General features: G+C 42.5%; 22 protein-coding genes and 1 riboswitch. Of the genes, 14 read left to right on the top strand and 8 right to left on the bottom strand.

Annotated features, from left to right (window positions below; genetic code table 11):
- Nucleotides 1–64 precede the first annotated feature (64 nt).
- The 8 genes from IEW05_RS20250 (at nucleotide 65) to IEW05_RS20215 (ending at nucleotide 8,263) form a co-directional block, all read left to right on the top strand.
- A complete protein-coding gene (locus IEW05_RS20250; RefSeq protein WP_188541689.1) occupies nucleotides 65–430 on the top strand; it encodes a thioredoxin family protein in 366 nt (121 codons plus the stop codon).
- Nucleotides 431–599: 169 nt separating this feature from the next.
- Nucleotides 600–1,556 carry a COX15/CtaA family protein gene (locus tag IEW05_RS20245; RefSeq protein WP_188541688.1) on the top strand — a complete coding sequence of 319 codons (957 nt, stop codon included), beginning with the start codon at nucleotides 600–602 and terminating at the stop codon, nucleotides 1,554–1,556.
- Between the two features lie 140 nt (nucleotides 1,557–1,696).
- Complete coding sequence (locus IEW05_RS20240) at nucleotides 1,697–3,463, top strand: UbiD family decarboxylase (RefSeq protein WP_188541687.1); 1,767 nt, start codon at nucleotides 1,697–1,699, stop codon at nucleotides 3,461–3,463.
- Nucleotides 3,464–3,548: 85 nt separating this feature from the next.
- Nucleotides 3,549–4,253, top strand: a complete 705-nt coding sequence (locus tag IEW05_RS20235) for a Cthe_2314 family HEPN domain-containing protein (RefSeq protein WP_188541686.1) — start codon at nucleotides 3,549–3,551, stop codon at nucleotides 4,251–4,253.
- Between the two features lie 109 nt (nucleotides 4,254–4,362).
- Nucleotides 4,363–4,516: riboswitch (SAM riboswitch) on the top strand.
- 127 nt (nucleotides 4,517–4,643) lie between these two features.
- Nucleotides 4,644–5,660 carry a methionine ABC transporter ATP-binding protein gene (locus tag IEW05_RS20230; protein ID WP_188541685.1) on the top strand — a complete coding sequence of 339 codons (1,017 nt, stop codon included), beginning with the start codon at nucleotides 4,644–4,646 and terminating at the stop codon, nucleotides 5,658–5,660.
- Complete coding sequence (locus IEW05_RS20225) at nucleotides 5,660–6,328, top strand: methionine ABC transporter permease (protein WP_188541684.1); 669 nt, start codon at nucleotides 5,660–5,662, stop codon at nucleotides 6,326–6,328. The genes IEW05_RS20230 and IEW05_RS20225 overlap by 1 nt, the downstream gene beginning before the upstream one ends.
- Before the next feature lie 61 nt (nucleotides 6,329–6,389).
- On the top strand, nucleotides 6,390–7,253 hold the full coding sequence (locus tag IEW05_RS20220) for a MetQ/NlpA family ABC transporter substrate-binding protein (RefSeq protein ID WP_188541683.1): 864 nt from the start codon (nucleotides 6,390–6,392) through the stop codon (nucleotides 7,251–7,253).
- Nucleotides 7,254–7,489: 236 nt separating this feature from the next.
- Nucleotides 7,490–8,263, top strand: a complete 774-nt coding sequence (locus tag IEW05_RS20215; protein ID WP_188541682.1) for an SDR family oxidoreductase — start codon at nucleotides 7,490–7,492, stop codon at nucleotides 8,261–8,263.
- Nucleotides 8,264–8,367: 104 nt separating this feature from the next.
- Here the strand turns inward: IEW05_RS20215 and IEW05_RS20210 are convergent, their stop codons facing one another.
- Nucleotides 8,368–8,613 (bottom strand): NifU family protein, encoded by a 246-nt coding sequence (locus tag IEW05_RS20210; RefSeq protein ID WP_188541681.1) that lies wholly within the window; start codon nucleotides 8,611–8,613, stop codon nucleotides 8,368–8,370.
- 86 nt (nucleotides 8,614–8,699) lie between these two features.
- On the opposite strand from IEW05_RS20210, the gene IEW05_RS20205 reads away from it, so the two are divergent.
- Entirely contained in the window at nucleotides 8,700–8,930 is a 231-nt protein-coding gene (locus IEW05_RS20205) for a YuzB family protein (protein ID WP_188541680.1), read from the top strand.
- Here the strand turns inward: IEW05_RS20205 and IEW05_RS20200 are convergent.
- Nucleotides 8,927–9,988 (bottom strand): NAD(P)/FAD-dependent oxidoreductase, encoded by a 1,062-nt coding sequence (locus IEW05_RS20200; RefSeq protein ID WP_188541801.1) that lies wholly within the window; start codon nucleotides 9,986–9,988, stop codon nucleotides 8,927–8,929. The genes IEW05_RS20205 and IEW05_RS20200 overlap by 4 nt on opposite strands.
- Nucleotides 9,989–10,045: 57 nt before the next feature.
- Nucleotides 10,046–11,152 (bottom strand): aminofutalosine synthase MqnE, encoded by a 1,107-nt coding sequence (gene mqnE / locus IEW05_RS20195; protein ID WP_188541679.1) that lies wholly within the window; start codon nucleotides 11,150–11,152, stop codon nucleotides 10,046–10,048.
- A 227-nt stretch (nucleotides 11,153–11,379) separates the two neighbouring features.
- On the opposite strand from mqnE, the gene IEW05_RS20190 reads away from it, so the two are divergent.
- The gene (locus IEW05_RS20190) at nucleotides 11,380–11,736 is read left to right on the top strand and encodes a HesB/IscA family protein (RefSeq protein ID WP_188541678.1); all 357 of its coding nucleotides are present in this window, start codon (nucleotides 11,380–11,382) and stop codon (nucleotides 11,734–11,736) included.
- Between the two features lie 82 nt (nucleotides 11,737–11,818).
- On the opposite strand, the gene IEW05_RS20185 is transcribed toward IEW05_RS20190, so the two are convergent.
- Together IEW05_RS20185 and IEW05_RS20180 are read right to left on the bottom strand one after the other, a co-directional pair.
- Entirely contained in the window at nucleotides 11,819–13,021 is a 1,203-nt protein-coding gene (locus IEW05_RS20185) for an AI-2E family transporter (protein ID WP_188541677.1), read from the bottom strand.
- A 73-nt stretch (nucleotides 13,022–13,094) separates the two neighbouring features.
- Nucleotides 13,095–13,316, bottom strand: coding sequence for a hypothetical protein (locus IEW05_RS20180; protein WP_188541815.1), 222 nt, complete (start codon nucleotides 13,314–13,316; stop codon nucleotides 13,095–13,097).
- 178 nt (nucleotides 13,317–13,494) lie between these two features.
- On the opposite strand from IEW05_RS20180, the gene IEW05_RS20175 reads away from it, so the two are divergent.
- Together IEW05_RS20175 and IEW05_RS20170 are read left to right on the top strand one after the other, a co-directional pair.
- Nucleotides 13,495–14,160 (top strand): YheC/YheD family protein, encoded by a 666-nt coding sequence (locus tag IEW05_RS20175; RefSeq protein ID WP_188541676.1) that lies wholly within the window; start codon nucleotides 13,495–13,497, stop codon nucleotides 14,158–14,160.
- Nucleotides 14,161–14,386: 226 nt separating this feature from the next.
- The gene (locus IEW05_RS20170) at nucleotides 14,387–14,530 is read left to right on the top strand and encodes a sporulation histidine kinase inhibitor Sda (RefSeq protein WP_188541675.1); all 144 of its coding nucleotides are present in this window, start codon (nucleotides 14,387–14,389) and stop codon (nucleotides 14,528–14,530) included.
- Between the two features lie 71 nt (nucleotides 14,531–14,601).
- Here IEW05_RS20170 and IEW05_RS20165 read toward each other — a convergent pair whose 3' ends face one another.
- Nucleotides 14,602–14,850: a hypothetical protein gene (locus IEW05_RS20165; protein WP_188541674.1), complete on the bottom strand. Its 249-nt coding sequence runs from the start codon at nucleotides 14,848–14,850 to the stop codon at nucleotides 14,602–14,604.
- 72 nt (nucleotides 14,851–14,922) lie between these two features.
- Nucleotides 14,923–15,924, bottom strand: coding sequence for an NAD(P)/FAD-dependent oxidoreductase (locus IEW05_RS20160; RefSeq protein ID WP_188541673.1), 1,002 nt, complete (start codon nucleotides 15,922–15,924; stop codon nucleotides 14,923–14,925).
- A 415-nt stretch (nucleotides 15,925–16,339) separates the two neighbouring features.
- Here IEW05_RS20160 and IEW05_RS20155 point away from each other — a divergent pair, with 415 nt between their 5' ends.
- Together IEW05_RS20155 and IEW05_RS20150 are read left to right on the top strand one after the other, a co-directional pair.
- The gene (locus tag IEW05_RS20155) at nucleotides 16,340–17,533 is read left to right on the top strand and encodes an NAD(P)/FAD-dependent oxidoreductase (protein ID WP_188541672.1); all 1,194 of its coding nucleotides are present in this window, start codon (nucleotides 16,340–16,342) and stop codon (nucleotides 17,531–17,533) included.
- Between the two features lies 1 nt (nucleotide 17,534).
- Nucleotides 17,535–17,783 carry a hypothetical protein gene (locus IEW05_RS20150; RefSeq protein ID WP_188541671.1) on the top strand — a complete coding sequence of 83 codons (249 nt, stop codon included), beginning with the start codon at nucleotides 17,535–17,537 and terminating at the stop codon, nucleotides 17,781–17,783.
- A 92-nt stretch (nucleotides 17,784–17,875) separates the two neighbouring features.
- On the opposite strand, the gene hemQ is transcribed toward IEW05_RS20150, so the two are convergent.
- Complete coding sequence (gene hemQ / locus IEW05_RS20145) at nucleotides 17,876–18,622, bottom strand: hydrogen peroxide-dependent heme synthase (protein WP_188541670.1); 747 nt, start codon at nucleotides 18,620–18,622, stop codon at nucleotides 17,876–17,878.
- Nucleotides 18,623–18,845: the final 223 nt, after the last annotated feature.

Raw genomic sequence — 18,845 nt, 5'->3', positions numbered from 1 at the left:
GACTTCCACTCTTCATTTTGGTTGACTAATAGGGAGATCGATAGAGATAGGGAGGAAGAAGACGATGAAACAAGTAGCAAATGCTGCGGAATTTAATGTAAGCATTCAATCCAGCGGTTTGGTAGTAGCTATTTTTAAAGCGGATTGGTGTGTGGACTGCAAGTTTATAGATCCATTTATGCCAGAAGTTGAACAGAAATATGGTGATCGTCTGACGTTTCTGGAAGTCGACGTTGATAAAGTAGGCGAGGTAAGTCAGGAGCAGAACATTCTTGGTATCCCTAGCTTTGTCGCTTATTCGGATGGCCGTGAGCTCGTCAGATTCGTTAATAAATTGCGGAAATCTCGGGAAGAAATCGAGGATTTTCTAAATAAGGCATTGGACGTATACCATACGCTACACGATACGCCGGAGAGAAAAGAACAATAATTTCCGTGCATAAAATCACACCATTACCCCGAATTGTGGGGTAATGGTGTTTTAATTTGAACATTTTTACAGTGACTGTCTATGATTGCGCTATCTTTATCGGTTATAATGAAATGTAATTTATGATTGATTTTAATTTATTATTATAGTTATAGGCGGTGAGAAGCCTTTGAATTCCAAGCAACTGAAATGGTTAAGTTATCTTTCTTCCTTAGTTATGCTTCTAGCGACTTTGGGTGGTACCGTTGTAACAAAAACGGAATCTGGATTAGGCTGCGGGAGACAATGGCCACTATGTAACGGAAAATTTGTTCCGGCCCATACCCTGGCCTCAATGATTGAATATTCTCATAGAGCAATTAGTGGAGCTGCAGGGTTATTAGCTTTGGCCAGCTTCATCGCTTTTTGGTTATATCGGAAAAATCGACGTGATTTGCAGCTTTTTTCTCTTCTTGCATTGATTTTTGTGATGGTGCAAGCCTTTATGGGAGCTATGGCGGTTGTTTACCCTACCTCTTCAGCTGTGATGGCTCTTCATTTTGGATTTTCTTTGATCGCCTTTGCTAGCTCAATCATGCTCGTACTTGGCGTCCGTGAAGATGAAGCGAGACTGAGAGGGAATGTGAAAGCCCAGAATACGGTAGCTGTATCCAAAAGATTTCGTAATTTAACTTGGTTTGCAACGGCTTATACTTATATTGTTGTATACATAGGAGCTTATGTCAGCCATACAGACTCGGCAGGAGGGTGTTCCGGTTGGCCACTGTGTAATGGCAGACTAGTTCCTGAACTGACTGGGGGAGTTGGAATTGCATTTGCTCACCGGGTTGCTGCAGGATTACTGCTTATTGTTATAGCTGTACTAGGACATATTGCTTATCGAAAACATCCTGACAACAGAGAAATTCGTGTCTTGGGCCTTGCGGCCACCATTCTTGTAGTTGTGCAAGTGCTCACTGGCGCTGGAGTTGTTTTTACTTTATATAATTACCAGGTATATCTATTTACATCGATTGCACATATTTTTGTTCTAGCAGCATTGTTTGGTGTATTAAGTTATATGAGCGTCAGAACATGGCAGATGAGCAGACCACCTAGTATACGAGAGGATCGTGCTGAGAAGTAGCCAGCGTGATACAATACAATATATAAGTGAAGAAAAGTCCACGATCTATCGCGGGCTTTTTTACTCTACTGTCATCGAACTCGGTGGCCTATCTGAAACATATTGCGGCTAAAGTAGCCATAATTTGGGGAGGAATAGATGTGAGTTACAAAAATTTGCGTGGGTGGTTAGATGCTCTGTTAAGAGAAAATGATCTTGCAATTATAGATGTACCTGTTGATCCGTACTTGGAACTGGCGGAGATTCATAGACGAGTTATCGATGATGAGGGACCAGCGTTGTTGTTCACGAATGTGAAAGGGTCTTCATTTCCAGTCGCAACTAATTTATTAGGTACAAGGCGCCGGGTGGAGATGGCATTTGGCTCACGTCCTGAAGAGTTAACAAATCGGTTTATAGGGGCAATGAATAACTTGTTGCCACCAACGGCTAAGGCGCTGTGGAATGAACGTGGGCTCATTCGGGATATGCTAACTGTGGGAATGAAGACGGTGCCCCATGCGGAAGCACCCATACTTCAAGCTTGTCGGACGGAGTCTCCTTTACGGGAGTTACCAAGGATAACGAATTGGCATAGGGATGCCGGTTCCTCCCTTACATTGCCATTAGTGTACACAGAAAACCCAAACAGTCCCAAACAATGCCATATGTCGATGAATCGGATTCAATTATATGATGATCACACTACCGGCGTACATTGGGAGATGCAAAAGGGGGGAGGTTATCATTACTACGAGGCAGAGAAACGAGGGGAAGCATTACCCGTCTCTATCTTCCTTGGCGGCCCTCCAGCTTTAATTGCTTCAGCCAGTGCGCCTGTACCAGAAATATTGTCGGAGCTACTGATGACATCGTTTATACTTGGAGAAAAGCTCCCCATGGTGGACAATCCGCTAGGTGGCCATCAAATTCCGGCAGAATTAGAGTTCGCGATAACAGGACTAGTTCCCCCGCATGAGCGACGTCTTGAGGGCCCCTTCGGGAACAGCCGTGGGTATTATTCTCTGAAACAGGAGTTTCCGGTACTTCACGTGAATCATATGTGGCATAGGAAAAATGCGATTTACCCTGCAACCGTTATGGGCAAGCCGTATCAGGAAGATTATTATTTAGGGCAATTTTTGCAAAAGTTACTCTCTCCTGCCTTTCCGATCTTAATGCCAAGGGTCCGTTCACTCTGGACCTATGCAGAATGTGGATTTCAAACGTTAACCTCAGCCGTTGTGCGGGAGAGTTATTCACGAGAGGCATTGATTTCCGGATTTCAAATCTTAGGACAAAGGGAACTGTCGCTAACAAAATTTCTGATGTTGACGGACAAAATGATCGTTCTATCAGACTTTAAGCTGTTGTTAGCCACAGTATTAGAGCGTTTTAATCCATGTACGGATTTGTATATATTCAGCAATATGTCGAATGATATACTGGACTACACGGGACGTGAACAGAAGCTCGGTAGTAAGGCAATTCTGGTTGGAGTAGGTGAACCCATCAGAGCACTTCCGAAGGTATACGATGAGGGAGATATTCCAGAAGTGGATCAAATAAAAGTATTCCATGATGGTTGTCTTGTTGTATCAGGTGCCTCTTATGAGAATGAGCCTATGCTTCCGCAGCGTCTGCTTACTACTTTGAAGGAGCGTGGAACCAAATGGCCACTAGTTATACTGGTTGACCATGCAGAGATCGTAGCTAATGATCAAATGGCCCTCCTCTGGACTGTATTTACGAGGTTTAATCCGACTGATGATATCTACTCCGTAGCGGAGATTAATCAGCATCATTTGGCATATAGTCTGCCGCTGATCATTGATGCCCGTATGAAGCCGGGTTACCAAGATGAATTATTCCCAAGTGAGGAAGTTGTTTCTTTAGTGGATCAACGTTGGAAAACCTATTTCGCATAAATGATTCTCAGAAGTCGTCGATTGATATTGATGTATCCCAAAAAAAGGGATATCCAGTGCTGAATTTAGGAAGTGAGGAAAAGTTATGTTGCGTAGTTTACTTGGTGAACCACCAAGACAAAATGAAGGCTTGCTTGCGGATACAATGGACATCATGGTACAGGGCGTCAAGCTATTACAGAAAGAAATGGAACGCCATCAAGATCCAAGTCATGATTACCGGAAGCTTGAAGTGTGGACGCATGGGTTGATTTCCTCGCTCGATGAACTGGAGCAGTGTCTTTTTGCAGCAACTTTTTTTCGTAAGAAGGTTGTGAAGGATTATGTTGAAGATATGGATGCTGCTGAGAAAGGTGATTATGCGCGATATGTATTTTTCTACAAAGACGGCTTTATTCGCGTTTTTTCTATTCTAGATAAACTCGGTACGATTCTCAATGAAATGTATGATCTGAATACGTCCAAAGTCAAAACTCATTATTCTTATTTCACGGTACTCCGTCAATTCCATTATCTGAAGGTGCATATCGAGCTGGGAGACAAGTTGTTTTCGATCAAAGAACAGTACAAGGAAACGCTGAATGTGCTTCGCGGACGCCGTAATACAGAAATTCATTATATGAACTCGGAGTTGAAGGATGATCTGTGGCAGCGCCATCAGGCACTATACGGCAAGATTGAGCTTGAGGATCTCGATGGGCATCTGCAGGATTTGGATCAAGGGTATCAAATGGTGTGTAAAACTTTGTATACAGCCTTCGAATATATAGTTAAAAGATGGCAACGGTGAAGGTCATATCCTTGTGGAAATGTTTTTCTTTGACAAAACAGAGGAAAGTATCTATACTCTAAAATAGTTTCTGAAATATTACATCCGATGATTTCATATAACTTCATATTTCTTATCGAGAGTGGCGGAGGGAAAGGCCCGATGAAGCCCAGCAACCGATTTGTTTAATAGTGATCTAAGTTATCGCTTATTGATCAAATGACATGGTGCTAATTCCTTCAAAATCATGTACCTGATGTGGTCATGATTTTGGCAGATGAGAAGGCATTGTCTTTACGTAAAGAGAGCCCTTGATTCTGCAAAGGGGCTCTTTTGTTTTTTTAGGAAAAGGCCTGATGGAATCTCCTTAAGAAGGAAGAAACACATTAATTTATAAAGGGGGTTATCCGCATGATTGAACTTAAACAGCTGACCAAAACATATGGAAGCAAACAAAAAGCTACAACGGCTTTGTCCGGTGTTAATCTGACTGTAGGAAAAGGTGAGATCTTTGGCGTCATCGGTCATTCCGGTGCCGGAAAAAGTACGCTAATCCGTTGTATTAATTTACTCGAACGGCCTACTACTGGTGAAGTTTGGGTGGGTGGCACCGAGCTGACAAGCCTAAGAAAACGAGAGCTTCAGCGTCAGCGTAGCAAAATTGGCATGATCTTTCAGCATTTTAACCTGCTGTCCTCTGCCACGGTATATAACAACATCGCTTTTCCACTTACGTTGATCGGAACACCGAAGGCTGAGATCGCTAAGAAGGTTAATGAGCTCCTGGCCCTAGTAGGGCTTGAAGAGCATCGGAATAAGTACCCGGCTCAATTATCTGGAGGACAAAAGCAGAGGGTTGGTATTGCTAGAGCGCTCGCTAGCGATCCGGATGTGTTACTATGCGATGAAGCGACATCAGCACTTGATCCCCAGACGACGGATTCGATCTTGAAGCTACTCCTGGATATTAACAGAAAGTTTAACTTAACGATTCTACTCATCACACATGAGATGAACGTCATTCAGACCATCTGTGATCGGGTAGCCGTTATTCATCAGGGAAATATCGTGGAACAAGGCCCAGTGAGTCAAGTATTCCTTAAGCCGAAGCACCAAGTAACGCGCGAGTTTATCAATCATGACTCGTTTGCTGAGGCTGGATTGAAATTAGCGAACTCCGTGCAGCATCCACAGTGGGCTAGGCTTGTTAGAATTACATTCCTTGGTGCTAAAACGTATGAATCAGTCCTATCTCAAGTAGTGCGTCAGACCAATGTTAACTTCGCGATTCTGCATGGAACAATCTCTACGATTAAGGAAGTACCTTATGGACAGCTTACCGTTTCTTTTGAAGGTGACGCAAGTGATGTTGACCGAACCCTTGCACTGCTTCGGGAACGCGATCTTGATGTGGAGGTGATTGGATAATGGGAGGATTAGATTTCTCTAAAGTAAATTGGTCAGAAATCGGCAGTGCTTCGGTCGATACTTTGCTCATGATGGGATACGCTACATTCTTCACGTTTCTGATCGGTTTACCGCTGGGTGTACTACTGTATACCTTATCTAGGTCCAATTCCTGGGTTTTAGGATGGGTTTACAGAATATTATCGTTAATTGTTAATATCGTACGTTCCGTTCCATTTATCATTCTGATTGTCGCATTGATTCCATTTACAAGGTTTGTAGTTGGGGTATCGATGGGAGTTCAAGGTACGATTGTTCCGCTGGTCATAGGGGCTGCCCCATTCTTTGCTCGGCTCGTTGAGACAGCACTTCGTGAAGTGGATCGTGGAGTTATTGAGGCATCTCAGGCGATGGGAGCTTCTACAATGCAAGTCATACGAAAGGTATTACTCCCAGAATCGTTACCCGGTCTCTTTGCTGCGATGACGATTACGGCCGTTACACTTGTATCTTACACAGCGATGTCGGGTATGGTTGGGGGCGGTGGCTTAGGTAGCTTAGCGATTCAATACGGTTATTACCGTTATCAATCGGAAGTTATGATTGTTGCTGTAATCTTGATGGTCGTTCTGGTGCAGGCACTACAAATGTTGGGAGATCGGTTAGTGATTTATTTTACCCGGAAATAAGGAATTACTATATATAGAGCCCCAGATCCTTATTCAAAAAAAATTAGGAGGTCATACTGTTATGAAAAAATGGACTTTATCTTTTTTAACGCTGGCATTGGTTCTGGTACTCGCAGCTTGCGGTAATAACAATGCTAAGAACAATGCAGCAAATAACTCACAAGCATCTGAAGGCAATACAGCACAAAATGAAACACCGGCAGCAGAATCAGTGAAATTGGTCGTAGGTGCAACTGTACCGCATGCTGATATTTTGAAATTCATTGCTCCAAAGTTGAAAGAAGAAGGCGTGGATTTGCAAGTTGTAGAATTCTCCGATTATGTTCAACCTAACGTTCAGTTATTTGAAAAACAACTAGACGCTAACTATTTCCAACACCAGCCTTACCTTGATGAGCAAAACAAAGAAAACAACTATGATCTAGTATCTGTTGTAGGTGTCCATGTTGAGCCATTTGGCGCTTACTCCAAAAAATACAAATCGGTTGATGAAATTAAAGACGGCGCAAAAGTAGCCATCCCGAATGATGCTACGAATGGTGGACGCGCATTGTTATTGCTTGAAAAACAAGGATTGATCAAGCTGAAAGATGGCGCTGGAATTACAGCAACTAAAGCTGACATCGTAGAAAATCCGAAAAACCTGAAAATCATTGAAAGTGAAGCGGCTATGCTGCCTCGTCAATTAGAAGAAGTTGATTTTGCATTGATCAACACAAACTATGCGATTGAAGCTAAGCTAAATCCAACAAAGGATGCACTCTTTATCGAAGATAAGGATTCCCCTTACACCAACATTTTGGTTGCTCGTCCTGATAACAAGGATTCCGATGCGATTCAAAAATTGGCAAAGGCACTAACTTCTGAAGATGTAAGAACATTCATCAATGATACGTATCAAGGTGCTCTAGTACCTGTATTCTAAGGAACGTATTTTCTTTGCTTCATTGAATCCCGTTTACCTCTTGATGGTAAACGGGATTTTTTTGTTCTCTTCATCAAGAAATTTGGGGACAAAGCGATCGGAAGAACATTTTGTTATCGTAGCCATGAATCACACACTATTAGTTAAGTTAGACTTATATATCTCCTTCTTTGTTTGTGGGAATGCATTAAATCTTCTATACTTGAAATAAAGGTACTTAGAAGGAGGAGAGGATATTGAAGGGAAAGGTTGCCCTCATTACTGGAAGCGCCAAAGGGCTTGGCAAGAAGACAGCATTGACCCTTGCTGCGCAAGGATGCCATATTGCGATCAATTATGTACATAGCGAGTCCGAGGCGCTGGCTCTCCGCTCTGAGATACAACATCTGGGCGTACAGTGCATTACGGTTCAGGCTGATATTTCTAGGTCTGAGGAGCTCGAGGCAATGGTCAAGCAGGTCACAGATGCGCTCGGAACAATAGATATCCTAGTGAACAATGCTGGGCCGTTCATCCGTGAACGCAGGTTGTTTGCTGATTATAGTCAAACACAGATTTTGGCGATGATTGAAGGGAACTTCGTGGGAACCCTACTTCTGGATCATCTTGTACTTCAGGGGATGAGGGAGAAAGGCTGGGGTAGGATTATACATTTCGGCTTTGGTCATGCTGCGGAATCGCGGGCTTGGCCCCACCGGGCAGTATATGCGGCTGCGAAGACGGGCCTAGTCTCTTTTACCAAGACATTAGCTGTAGAAGAAGCACCCTACGGAATAACAGTGAACATGGTATGTCCTGGAGACATTCGGGGTTCGAATAAAGAGATGTCTATTGCTGATGCTAGACAAATCCAGGATGGAGAGACGCCTTTAGGCCGACCTGGCAGTGGCGAGGATATCGCTCGCGTCATTGCGTTTTTATGCGAATCGAATTCTGACTTTATTACAGGGAATATTATGGATATTTCCGGTGGATTGGATCCGATTCGTCCATGGATCAAACCAACTTAGCATCATCAACCGAAATCGTATTTTCGCGCTACGACATAAAAAATAAACCCGGCTTCCGATTGAACCGGAAGGTCTGGGTTTATTTTCAATATTTCTATATTTCATTAAAATACTTGTACGACCTCTTGTACGCCTTCCACTTCTTCAAACAAAGCGCGTTCGATCCCTGCTTTGAGAGTGATAGTGGAACTAGGGCAACTGCCACAAGCACCCATCAATCTTAGCTTGACGATACCATCTTCAACATCGACGAGATCGACGTCGCCACCGTCACGCTGTAGGAATGGGCGAAGTTTATCTAGAACTTCTAGTACTTCGTCATACAATTTATCTTGTACGTTTTCGCTCACTTGAGTTCAACTCCTTTCTTTATTACTTATTCATTATAGTACAAAAAAACTAAAATTTAAATGGCTTGCAAAAACGGAGGTAGCCCGTGAGACCAATTATTGAATTTTGCGCAAACAACGCTCATTTCGGTACGGATGAAATGATGAAGAAGCTGAAAGAGCAGCATGAGTGTGATGTATATGAATATGGCTGCCTGACTGGGTGCGGGATGTGCTATTTGACTCCCTATGCAATGGTTAATGGTGAGACTGTGGAGGCGGAAACTGCTGATGACTTATATGAGGTGATTCTGAACAAAATAAAAGAGCTTAGTTAACCGAGGTGGTGCTTGGACATCCACAGCACCCCGCTCTTGAGCATACGCGGAACTCGGCCAGTTACTTGTTTTGTTCCCATGAGGCCAAAGCCGGCTTTTTTGCCTAGAGACCCTAAGGTACCTTTTAATTTGATACTTGAGAGCTTCGGTGTTTCTCCACGCCATAACGCGCATGCAACTTGAGCGATTTGGTAGCCTTGCCCCTCCGCTGCTTGAGCGCTTGGAGCAAATGGTAAACTCGCACAATCACCGCAAACGAATATTTCGGGGTAGCTAGGAATCTGATGATATTCATTCAGCAGAATACGCCCTTGTGGATCTTTACTGACGTCCATCCCCTGCACTAATGCAGCGGGGCGAATTCCTGCTGTCCACACCGTGACATCCGTGGAAATGAATCCATCCCCATAATTGATGATCCCAGGTTCAAGAGAGGTGATTGAAATATAAGATAGAGCTTTCACTTCATGCTCTTGGAACCATTTGTTTACATAACCTGATACTTTGGGTGGAAAGGCGGATAATACCCGGGAGCCACGGTCAATGATCGTAATGTTCAGATCGGGCCGGCTCTCCCTAAGTTCAGCGGCAAGTTCTACACCGCTTAGCCCTCCGCCAATAATATTGATGTTACTGTAAGGTTTGCTGTTGTTTATTTGCATATAGGTGTTTCGAACGGCTGCAAAGGATTGGATGCTGTAGGAATTTTGTTCGGCACCCTGAATATTATGGTAATTATCAGTACATCCAAGGGCGATCACAAGCTGATCATATGGAAGGGTCTCCCCTTCCACAAAGTGGACCAGACGTTGTTCCATATCAAGGGTACTGATTTCTCCATATTTGATTTGTAATTCCGGATAGTTAGGAAAGGGAACCCGTAGTTCATGATCAGAAGCTGTTCCAGCTGCCAGTGCATAGTACTCCGTCTTCAAGCTCTGAAAAGGCATGCGATCAACTAAAGTGATTTGTACATCTGACGGGATATGGCCTTTGAATAACTCATGAATGACTGATATTCCCCCATATCCTCCACCAAGAATGACGAATTGTCTCATCCAACCCACGTTCCCTTCTGCACAACTTTTTTTAAGTTCGAGCGTAAGGCAGCAGTTCTATTCGTAAACTTGAATTTCGTTATAGAAGGTATCGCGTTCAACTGGGATACGCCCAGCACCTTGAATGAGCCAGATGAGCTCTTTGCGAGTCATACCTTCAGGAGTTAAAGCACCGGCGGCATGACTGATTCTTTCCTTGAGAATGGTGCCATGTACGTCAGATGCTCCAAACGAGAGCGCAACCTGAGTGAGCTGTACTCCAATATTGATGAAATAGGCTTTGATGTGTTGGATGTTATCAAGCATCAATCTGCTAATCGCAATGGTCTTGAGATCTTCATAGGCAGAGTTCCGGCGCATAATTCCCGCATTCTTGTTGCGCGGCTGCATGGATAGTGGAATGAACACCATAAATCCACCTGTCTCATCCTGAAGCTCGCGGATTTGCATCATATGGCGGATACGATCCTCATGAGATTCGATTGAACCATATAACATCGTTGTATGAGTCTTCATCCCAAGCTGGTGAGCCGTCCGATGGACATCGAGATATTGGTCGACGTTGGCTTTGTCGACTTTCATTTTCTCGCGGTATTGATCTGATAGTATTTCGGCACCGCCTCCTGTTAACGATTGGAGACCGGCTTTGCGAAGCTCTGTAAGCACTTCTGCTGTACTTAGTCCACTAATCCGTGTGAAAAATTCGATCTCTGCTGCCGTATAGGCTTTGATAGTGACGTCTGGGAAACGTTCATTAAGTGCTTTAAGCGAGTCCACATAATATTGAAAAGGCACATGATTATTGTGGCCACCAACAATATGGAATTCCCGAATTCCGGGGTGAATATGTTGCTCGACGTAGGCAATCATCTCTTCGCCTGATAACGTATAGGAGCCCTCTTCCCCCTGATCCTTACGGAAGTTACAGAACGCACAATATGATTCACAAACATTGGTGAAATACAGGCTCATATTCTCGATAAAATATACTTTTTTCCCGTTCTTTCTAAGATTAACCTCATTGGCTAATTGTCCAATGGTCAATAAATCGTCGCTCTTATATAAATATATTCCGTCTTCTAGGGTAAGTCTTTCTCCGTTAGAGACCTTCTCAATAATTTCTGCCATTCTTTTATCTGTGCTTGGACTAACAACTGTGTTCATTTAATACCCTCCGCTTCCAAGTAGACGCCCCGCAAAGGGGAATTACTTATATTTTGAGATCCGTCCAATTTGACATTTTAAATACCTACCTATTATAAACCCCCATATCCAAGGGGGCAATAAGCTAGATTTTATGTCTGGTATATTTGCAACAATAAATATCACATTACTTGAGGGTATGGTGCTTGTGGAGTATAATTTAGTTGTACGCAAAAGGAGGATGGAGAATGATTAATATATCGGATAGTGCGATGAAAAGAATAAAAGACATGCTAGCTGAAGAGGAAACACCTAACATGTTTCTGCGTCTGGGTGTAAATCCAGGTGGATGCAGCGGTTTCTCATATGGAATGGGTCTAGACGATCAAGAAAGTGAAGAAGATGTTCACTTGGAAGTTGGTGGCCTTAAAGTTGTTGTGGATAAAGAGAGTGTCCGCTTTCTAAACGGTCTAGAGATCGACTTTCAGGAGTCTGGAATGAGCGGTGGATTTACTATAAATAATCCAAACGCTATTGCTTCTTGTGGCTGTGGACAATCGTTCCGTATGAAGGATGAAGAAGGACGACCAGAAGTTTGTGATTGATTGTGCTTTGAAATGTAAAATGAAATGCGAAATATAATAAGCCGCTTCCTTGGAGTTATCCAAGAAGGCGGCTTATTTTGTATTATGCCAGTGGTTTGCTGCTCTCGATATCAGAGATATCTTCAACCTCGACTTGATCCGGATTAGGATTATTATCATCGTACAGATGGGAACGGCCTTCGAACCACTTGAACAAGTGGCTAAAAATAACCTTCAGTACGGCATAACCTGGCACGGCAAGGATGATGCCTAATATACCAAACAGATTTCCAGCAGTTAGGATCACGAAGATAATAGTGATCGGGTGAATCCGTAATGTTTTGCCCATGATTTGCGGTGAGATGAATTTACCCTCAATTAACTGCACGATCGTCCACACAACAATCAACTTGAGTAGCATAATCGGTGAGGTGACAATGGCGATGATGAGCGCAGGAGTAATTGCGATCGTAGGTCCCAAGTAAGGGACAATACTCGTACACGCAGCGATGATAGCCAATATCAAAGAATAATCCAGCCCAATGATGAGGAAACCGATATATAAAAGTATCCCAATGCAGAAGCTGACAATAATTTGGCCACGAATGTAGGAGCTGATCTGTCCGTTCATATCGGTCATCACTCGGTGGGTTTGATCACGGAATCGTACAGGCACGTAGCGTAAGATAAATAATGGAAGTTTCTTTCCATCTTTGAGAAGATAGAATAGAATGAACGGCACAGTAACTAGTGTGAGAATAATATCTTTAACGGCTCCCAAAAATCCACCAATACCAGACCATGTGCTATCGAGAATAGAAGTAGCCTGTTCAGCTATGGTTTGCCCCAGAGTCGAAGGGTCAAACCCTGTTGATTGCTGGATCTGGGAATAGAAGTCACTACCGATCAAATTTTCAAACTGAAGCTGAACCTCGTAGCTATATTTGGGAAAGTTATCAATCAACCTTGTAACCTGTTCCTGAACGAGAGGAATAACCGTGATGACCAGGACAGTAATGATTCCCACAATCAATAGATACAGAGTCACAATCGTATAGATTCTAGGGATCTTTCTACGTTCCAACTTGTCAACTAGTGGGTTAAGTAAATAGTAGATAGCCCCCGTAAGCAGGATGGGGAACAAGATTGTTTTGAACAGTACGGTTAGTGGTTTGAAGACGAATGAGATTTTTGCGAATACAAAAATATTTAATCCTACTAGCAGTAAAATTAACAACACGAGAACGAATCGATTGTTAATGAATAACTTACGGAAACGGTCACTCCAGATATTCGTATTTCCCATTAAAACAATGAACCCCCTTGAGATCTAGTTAGTATATGTTTTATAAAGTAATACGTATAAAATGAATTTGGTTTCAGAAGAATTGCCTATTAATCATAAGTGTGACCATGGAGGCGGCAACCAAAGAAAATATAATACAGCCTAATCCGAGTCCTTTACGGGAATCCTTCATGAATTTAAAGCCAATGACGCACAGACCGACTGTAATTGCAGCAAGAACTAGCGACATGGCGATCATGGCAACCCAATATAATACTTCGAACAATCCCGGTACAAATGAACCATCTGCTTCCAAAGTGGAACCCCCTCTAATATATGAGATGTACTTTTGAAGAATACTATACGTAATAATGTAATTTTTTGCAAAGAGAACAAGTCCCCATAAAAGGGGCGTATGCCTCGGACAATCATCCAAGAACAGTAGCCCCGCTCTGAGTATGTATAGCATATAGCGCCAGAAAGGGGATGGAATCATGGCAGGAAGACAACTGGCTAATAAATGGTTAAAGACCGAAGCGTTGTTAAGTAACGCACGTGTTGCTCCCCACATACCGCAAACTAGAATGTACGATGCGGAACAATTGAAGCGAATGGTCAATCAGTTTGGAATGGTTGTAATTAAGCCAATCCGGGGCGGTGGAGGATATGGTGTAATCAAGGTATCTTATGAACACGGGATATATTCTTTTACCTATATGTCAAAACGCAGATCATTCAGTAGCTTTGAAACGATGTTTAAGGTACTGGGTCGGGCAAAAGTGGGCAGAAAATACATTATTCAACAAGGGATTCATTTGGCCCGTATCGGTGGGCGGCCGATAGACTATCGGGTTAAAGTAGCTAAACAACCCGATGGAACCTGGATCTATCGTGCGATGGTTGGAAGATTGGCTCGCCCAGGTCTTTTCGTTACAAATTTATGTAAGGGAGGTACTCAACTAAGTGCCCGTGAAGGCTTACGGCGGTCATTACGTAGTAAGGTTGTTAATACTAAGCGTAAAGAAATGCGTACATTGACGAATACATGTATCGAAATCATGGAGTCCTCATTCCCGGGGATCGGAGAACTAGGATTTGATTATGGTATAGATAATTTTGGTAGAATATGGATATTTGAAGTCAATACACGCCCACAATAATCCATAAAATGCACAATATATGAATTTTTTTTCGCGAAAAAACAGTCGGGAATATCCTGTGAATAACTTTTATCCACATTATACCACTATAATTGACAATAACTTCGACAGGTTACTAACATCTTATTCACAGGATTTCCACAGCCCTTTGTGGATAACAGGAACGCTTGTTCCACTGTTGATTTCTTGATATGATAAGGAAAATAATTGAAAGGATGTGATACCAATGGCGATGTTGACAGATGAAATGTTGCTTGAATCCTACCAGATGGCTACTAAGTTGCAGTTGGATAGGGATTTCATTGCACTACTGTTAGCAGAGATCCATAAACGTGATTTGAACACGGATACGGGCTCCATTCTCCATTAGAAAAGGACAAGCATATTTTCGATATATTAATGTCGATATAATAATGGTACAAAAACAATTTACTAATTCACTTAAGGTGCCTGTATGGCGTTGACACGATAGATGAAAGCTTCATGGCAATGGGGACATTGGACAACATGCTCACATCCGATGGAATCATGTATGGAGATGACTGAAGTGAACTGGTCAGCAGAGCCATACGGACTGTAAGGACCAGCGTAATCTTCTCTTTTCCCCATATTTTGCAGAACAGTACCGCAATCAGGACAAGATGTGCCTAAATATGTAAGTCCGTTACATAACGGGCATAAATATGACAAAGGGTATCTCTCCTTTACGAAGTATTCTTTCGTAAAGTTAAGATACCCTTTTTTGTCCGTTCTCATGTAGTACTATAGTTTGAGGTTACTACTGTGCCCTGGTGATAATTTAGCTTCTGGATCGATGTAAACTTTAGCGTTGTTGACTGCGGTAGGGGCTTCTCCAAAGCCAACAGCGATCAAGTCCAATTTACCAGGATATGTTGTGATGTCACCGGCTGCAAATATCCCTGGAATGGAGCTCTCCATACGAGAATCTACAACGATGGCATTCGATTCGATATCGAGTCCCCATTCTGATATTGGGCCAAGCGAGGATACGAACCCAAAGTTAACGATCACATCATTAACTTCAATCTCTTGGGTCTCACCTGTCTTAACATGAGCAAGTGTAACGCGTTCGATTGTATCCTCACCATGAAGTGCAGTAATCTCGGTAGGAGTGATCACTTGTACACTAGAAGCCATCAATTTTTCAACACTGTGCTCATGAGCACGGAATTTATCACGGCGGTGAATGAGTGTTACTTGCTCTGCGATCGGTTCAAGCATGAGTGCCCAGTCTACAGCGGAATCACCACCACCACTGATCAGCACTTTACGACCACGAAATTTATTAAGATCACTTACGAAGTAATGTAAGTTCGTCTTTTCAAAATGAGCGGCGTTCTCAAGTTCCAGACGACGAGGTTCAAATGCTCCGACTCCTGCTGTGATAATAAGAGCACGGGCATGATGCACATTTTGATCGGTTGTAACGACAAAATGACGCTCGTCTTTCTTCTCAATAAGAACAACTTTTTCCTCCAGGCAAATATCTGGATTGAACAATTTCAACTGTTCGTTTAAATTGTCGACTAGTTCTTGTCCTGTAATCTTAGGGAAACCAGCGATATCGTAAATATATTTCTCAGGATAGAGGGCAGCAACCTGTCCACCCAACTGAGGCATACTTTCGATTAGTTTGACGGATGCTTTTCTCATACCGCCGTAAAATGCGGCAAACATGCCTGCAGGACCGCCTCCGATGATGAGTAGGTCGGAAATTTCGGCGTTAGTACTAAGGGATGACACAGGCGAACACCTCCGGAAAATTTGTACAACTTAATAATGTCAATTCTACTTTATTATAAACGTCTTACCTTTAGTTGCAAAGAGAAGGCAAGATCGTGGGTTTAGTGTATTGAAAGGATATGGAAAACCTCGGAAAGTGGCGTGAAATAAGACTTGATCTTTTGTCTGAAAGTCGATATCATTCAATTGTATGCACAAAAAAGTGTGACGAAAAAAGTACACTTCATCAGCGTTCGCTAAAGTTTTGATAAAAATACAGTAACGGTTTAAAATAACTGTGATATATATCTCTATGGTGGCGGAAAAATTAGCGGGTTTGATTCAATATTTTTCCTAATTTAAGTGTTAATTTTCACATTGCTCTGTTTAATAATAATAAATATAGAGTGTTTAAAATTGGAAGGAGTACAAACAAATGAGTACCATACCTAAAATAGTCATCCTTGGTGCGGGATATGGCGGGATTTTAACTGCACAAAGACTGCAAAAGGAGCTAAATTACAACGAGGCCGATGTTACATTGGTGAATCGTCATGATTATCATTACTTCACGACGCATTTACATATGCCTGCGGCAGGAACGGATTCGATCGACCATACACGTGTACAAATCTCTAAATTAATCGATGAATTCAAGATTGATTTAGTTAAATCCAATGTTCAAGAGATTCGGCTTGTAGATAAAAAAGTTGTGCTTCAGGATGGTACATTATCTTATGATTATCTTATAATTGCGCTTGGTGGTGAACCGGAATCTTTTGGTATCCCGGGTCTTGGTGAATATGCTATGACGATTCGCAGTATAAACTCGGTACGACTAATTCGTCAACATATCGAATATCAATTCGCCCTATATAAGACTGATGAAAGTCGTAAGGATCGTCTTAACTTTGTCGTTGGTGGTGCTGGATTTAGTGGAATTGAGTTTGTTGCTGAACTGGCAGATCGTATTCCTCGCCTTTGCAAAGAGTACGATGTAGATCCTAGCTTAGTTAACGTTTATAACGTGGAAGCAGCTCCAACTGCGCTCCCGGGCTTTGATCCAGAATTGGTTGAATATGCAATGGACGTGTTGCGTAAGAAGAACGTTCAATTTAAAATTGGCGTGGCGATAAAAGAATGCACTCCTGATGGTGTCGTATTGGCTACAGGAGAAGAAATTAAATCCGCTACAGTTGTTTGGACTGGTGGTATTCGCGGGAATCGTCTCATCGAAGCTGCTGGTTTCGAAACCGCTCGCGGTCGTGTGAAGATTGATGATTATCTGCATGCTCCATCCCATGACAATGTCTTCATTATTGGGGACAACTCCTTGATGTTTAATGAAGAAGGACGTCCTTATCCTCCTACAGCTCAAATTGCTATGCAGCAGGGCGTTGTATGTGCTCAAAATGTAGTTGCCTCGATTCGTGGTAAAGAGCTCAAGAAGTTTGTATTTAGTAATAAAGGTACTGTAGCTTCACTTGGTAAAGGTGAAGCCGTGGCTTCTGCCTTTGGTAAGAAGTACACAGGCTGGGTTGCTGCTCAACTGAAAAAAGTTGTAGATATTCGTTATCTGTTTACGATAGGCGGTATTCCACTCGTTCTGAAAAAAGGCAGATTCCTGTAAGATGCGCCATTGTAGCGTTCAAGTTAGGGGCTTACTCACGAGAGAAGAGTTAAATCGCTATAACGCATTGATGGAAGTGGGTTCTTTTTTAGAGTCACAGCAACAATATGACTTCGCTTATACCGTTCAGAAGGAAGTGGATATTCTTATTCTTCCAGCAATTGAAAGATTGAAGGAGAAGAGCAGAGATCGCGACCGAGCTACGGCAGAGTTTCTAGAGTCGATTCGGCAATTAAACGAAGAAGAGTAAATCAAAAGGCTATCCTTTCGAGTTCATCTTGAACTTAAGGGATAGCCTTTATTGGTTTGCTTTTTGTTAACCTCTATTTATTATAGGTTAGGTTAGAGCTTCAGCATATCCTCAAACAATTGCTCGTTGAGTAAGTTGCCAACATAGAACGCGCCGAATTCACCGAATCTTGCGCTGACCTCATCAAATCGCATTTCATAGACAAGCTTCTTGAAATGGATTGCATCATCGGAGAAGAGCGTGACACCCCATTCCCAGTCATCAAGTCCAACAGAGCCAGTAATGATCTGCTTAACCTTGCCAGCATAACTACGTCCGATCATGCCGTGGCTACGCATCATAGAGCGGCGTTCATCCATGCTTAGCATATACCAGTTATCGTTCAAATCACGCTTCTTGTTCATTGGGTAGAAGCAGATATGTTTTGATTTTGGAAGGATAGGTTGAAGCCTAGCCAAAATTTCAGGATTGCTCTTTGGATCTCCATCTCCAGATGCAAGATAATTGCTCAGCTCTACGATGCTTACATAAGAGTAGGATTTAGTAGTATATTGCGCAAAAGTCGTTTTATTAAATTCGGTCTCCACAGCGTTTAATTCCTCTAGTGTTTCCCGAAGATGCATGAACACAAAGTCAGCTTTCTGTCCTACGATGGAATAAACAGCTGTACTTCCGGTTTTATCTTGTTCCATATTACTCCACTGCGCAAGGAAAGTGTGAAGCTCCTCAAGCGCACCTGCCCGCTCCTCGTCATCTGCTGCTTTCCAAGCCGTCCAGTCTATGGAGCGGAAATCATGGAGGGCGTACCATCCTTCCAAGGTTGAAGCTACGTCACTCATTTATTATCACTCCTAAATTTCTGTGGGATACAATATGTACTGTTCCTATTGTATCCTAATGGAGGCAGGAGGGGCAAATCGATTTAGGTTTTATTTGCCAAAAGTTCATTGCTTCGTAACATTTTTTCTAGTAAACTTACTACTAGTTATAGTGAATGTGATCTTGCTTATAGTGTGTGTTTAAAAAAGTCGACTTTTTGAATAACCTCTTAATAGTGTGGAT

It is taken from the genome of Paenibacillus segetis, from assembly GCF_014639155.1.
Classification (GTDB): domain Bacteria; phylum Bacillota; class Bacilli; order Paenibacillales; family Paenibacillaceae; genus Fontibacillus; species Fontibacillus segetis.
The sequence above is the reverse complement of the archived record's forward strand: the minus strand, read 5'-3'. Positions and strand labels throughout refer to the sequence as shown.

What these genes read in the sequence shown, in the direction of transcription:
- IEW05_RS20250 (WP_188541689.1), top strand. Translation starts at nt 65, where the DNA reads ATGAAACAAGTAGCAAATGCTGCGGAATTTAATGTAAGCATTCAATCC.
- mqnE (WP_188541679.1), bottom strand. Translation starts at nt 11,152, where the DNA reads ATGAACACAGTTGTTAGTCCAAGCACAGATAAAAGAATGGCAGAAATT.
- IEW05_RS20225 (WP_188541684.1), top strand. Translation starts at nt 5,660, where the DNA reads ATGGGAGGATTAGATTTCTCTAAAGTAAATTGGTCAGAAATCGGCAGT.
- IEW05_RS20150 (WP_188541671.1), top strand. Translation starts at nt 17,535, where the DNA reads ATGCGCCATTGTAGCGTTCAAGTTAGGGGCTTACTCACGAGAGAAGAG.
- IEW05_RS20220 (WP_188541683.1), top strand. Translation starts at nt 6,390, where the DNA reads ATGAAAAAATGGACTTTATCTTTTTTAACGCTGGCATTGGTTCTGGTA.
- IEW05_RS20170 (WP_188541675.1), top strand. Translation starts at nt 14,387, where the DNA reads ATGGCGATGTTGACAGATGAAATGTTGCTTGAATCCTACCAGATGGCT.
- IEW05_RS20230 (WP_188541685.1), top strand. Translation starts at nt 4,644, where the DNA reads ATGATTGAACTTAAACAGCTGACCAAAACATATGGAAGCAAACAAAAA.
- IEW05_RS20235 (WP_188541686.1), top strand. Translation starts at nt 3,549, where the DNA reads ATGTTGCGTAGTTTACTTGGTGAACCACCAAGACAAAATGAAGGCTTG.
- IEW05_RS20175 (WP_188541676.1), top strand. Translation starts at nt 13,495, where the DNA reads ATGGCAGGAAGACAACTGGCTAATAAATGGTTAAAGACCGAAGCGTTG.
- IEW05_RS20155 (WP_188541672.1), top strand. Translation starts at nt 16,340, where the DNA reads ATGAGTACCATACCTAAAATAGTCATCCTTGGTGCGGGATATGGCGGG.
- IEW05_RS20200 (WP_188541801.1), bottom strand. Translation starts at nt 9,988, where the DNA reads ATGAGACAATTCGTCATTCTTGGTGGAGGATATGGGGGAATATCAGTC.
- hemQ (WP_188541670.1), bottom strand. Translation starts at nt 18,622, where the DNA reads ATGAGTGACGTAGCTTCAACCTTGGAAGGATGGTACGCCCTCCATGAT.
- IEW05_RS20185 (WP_188541677.1), bottom strand. Translation starts at nt 13,021, where the DNA reads ATGGGAAATACGAATATCTGGAGTGACCGTTTCCGTAAGTTATTCATT.
- IEW05_RS20190 (WP_188541678.1), top strand. Translation starts at nt 11,380, where the DNA reads ATGATTAATATATCGGATAGTGCGATGAAAAGAATAAAAGACATGCTA.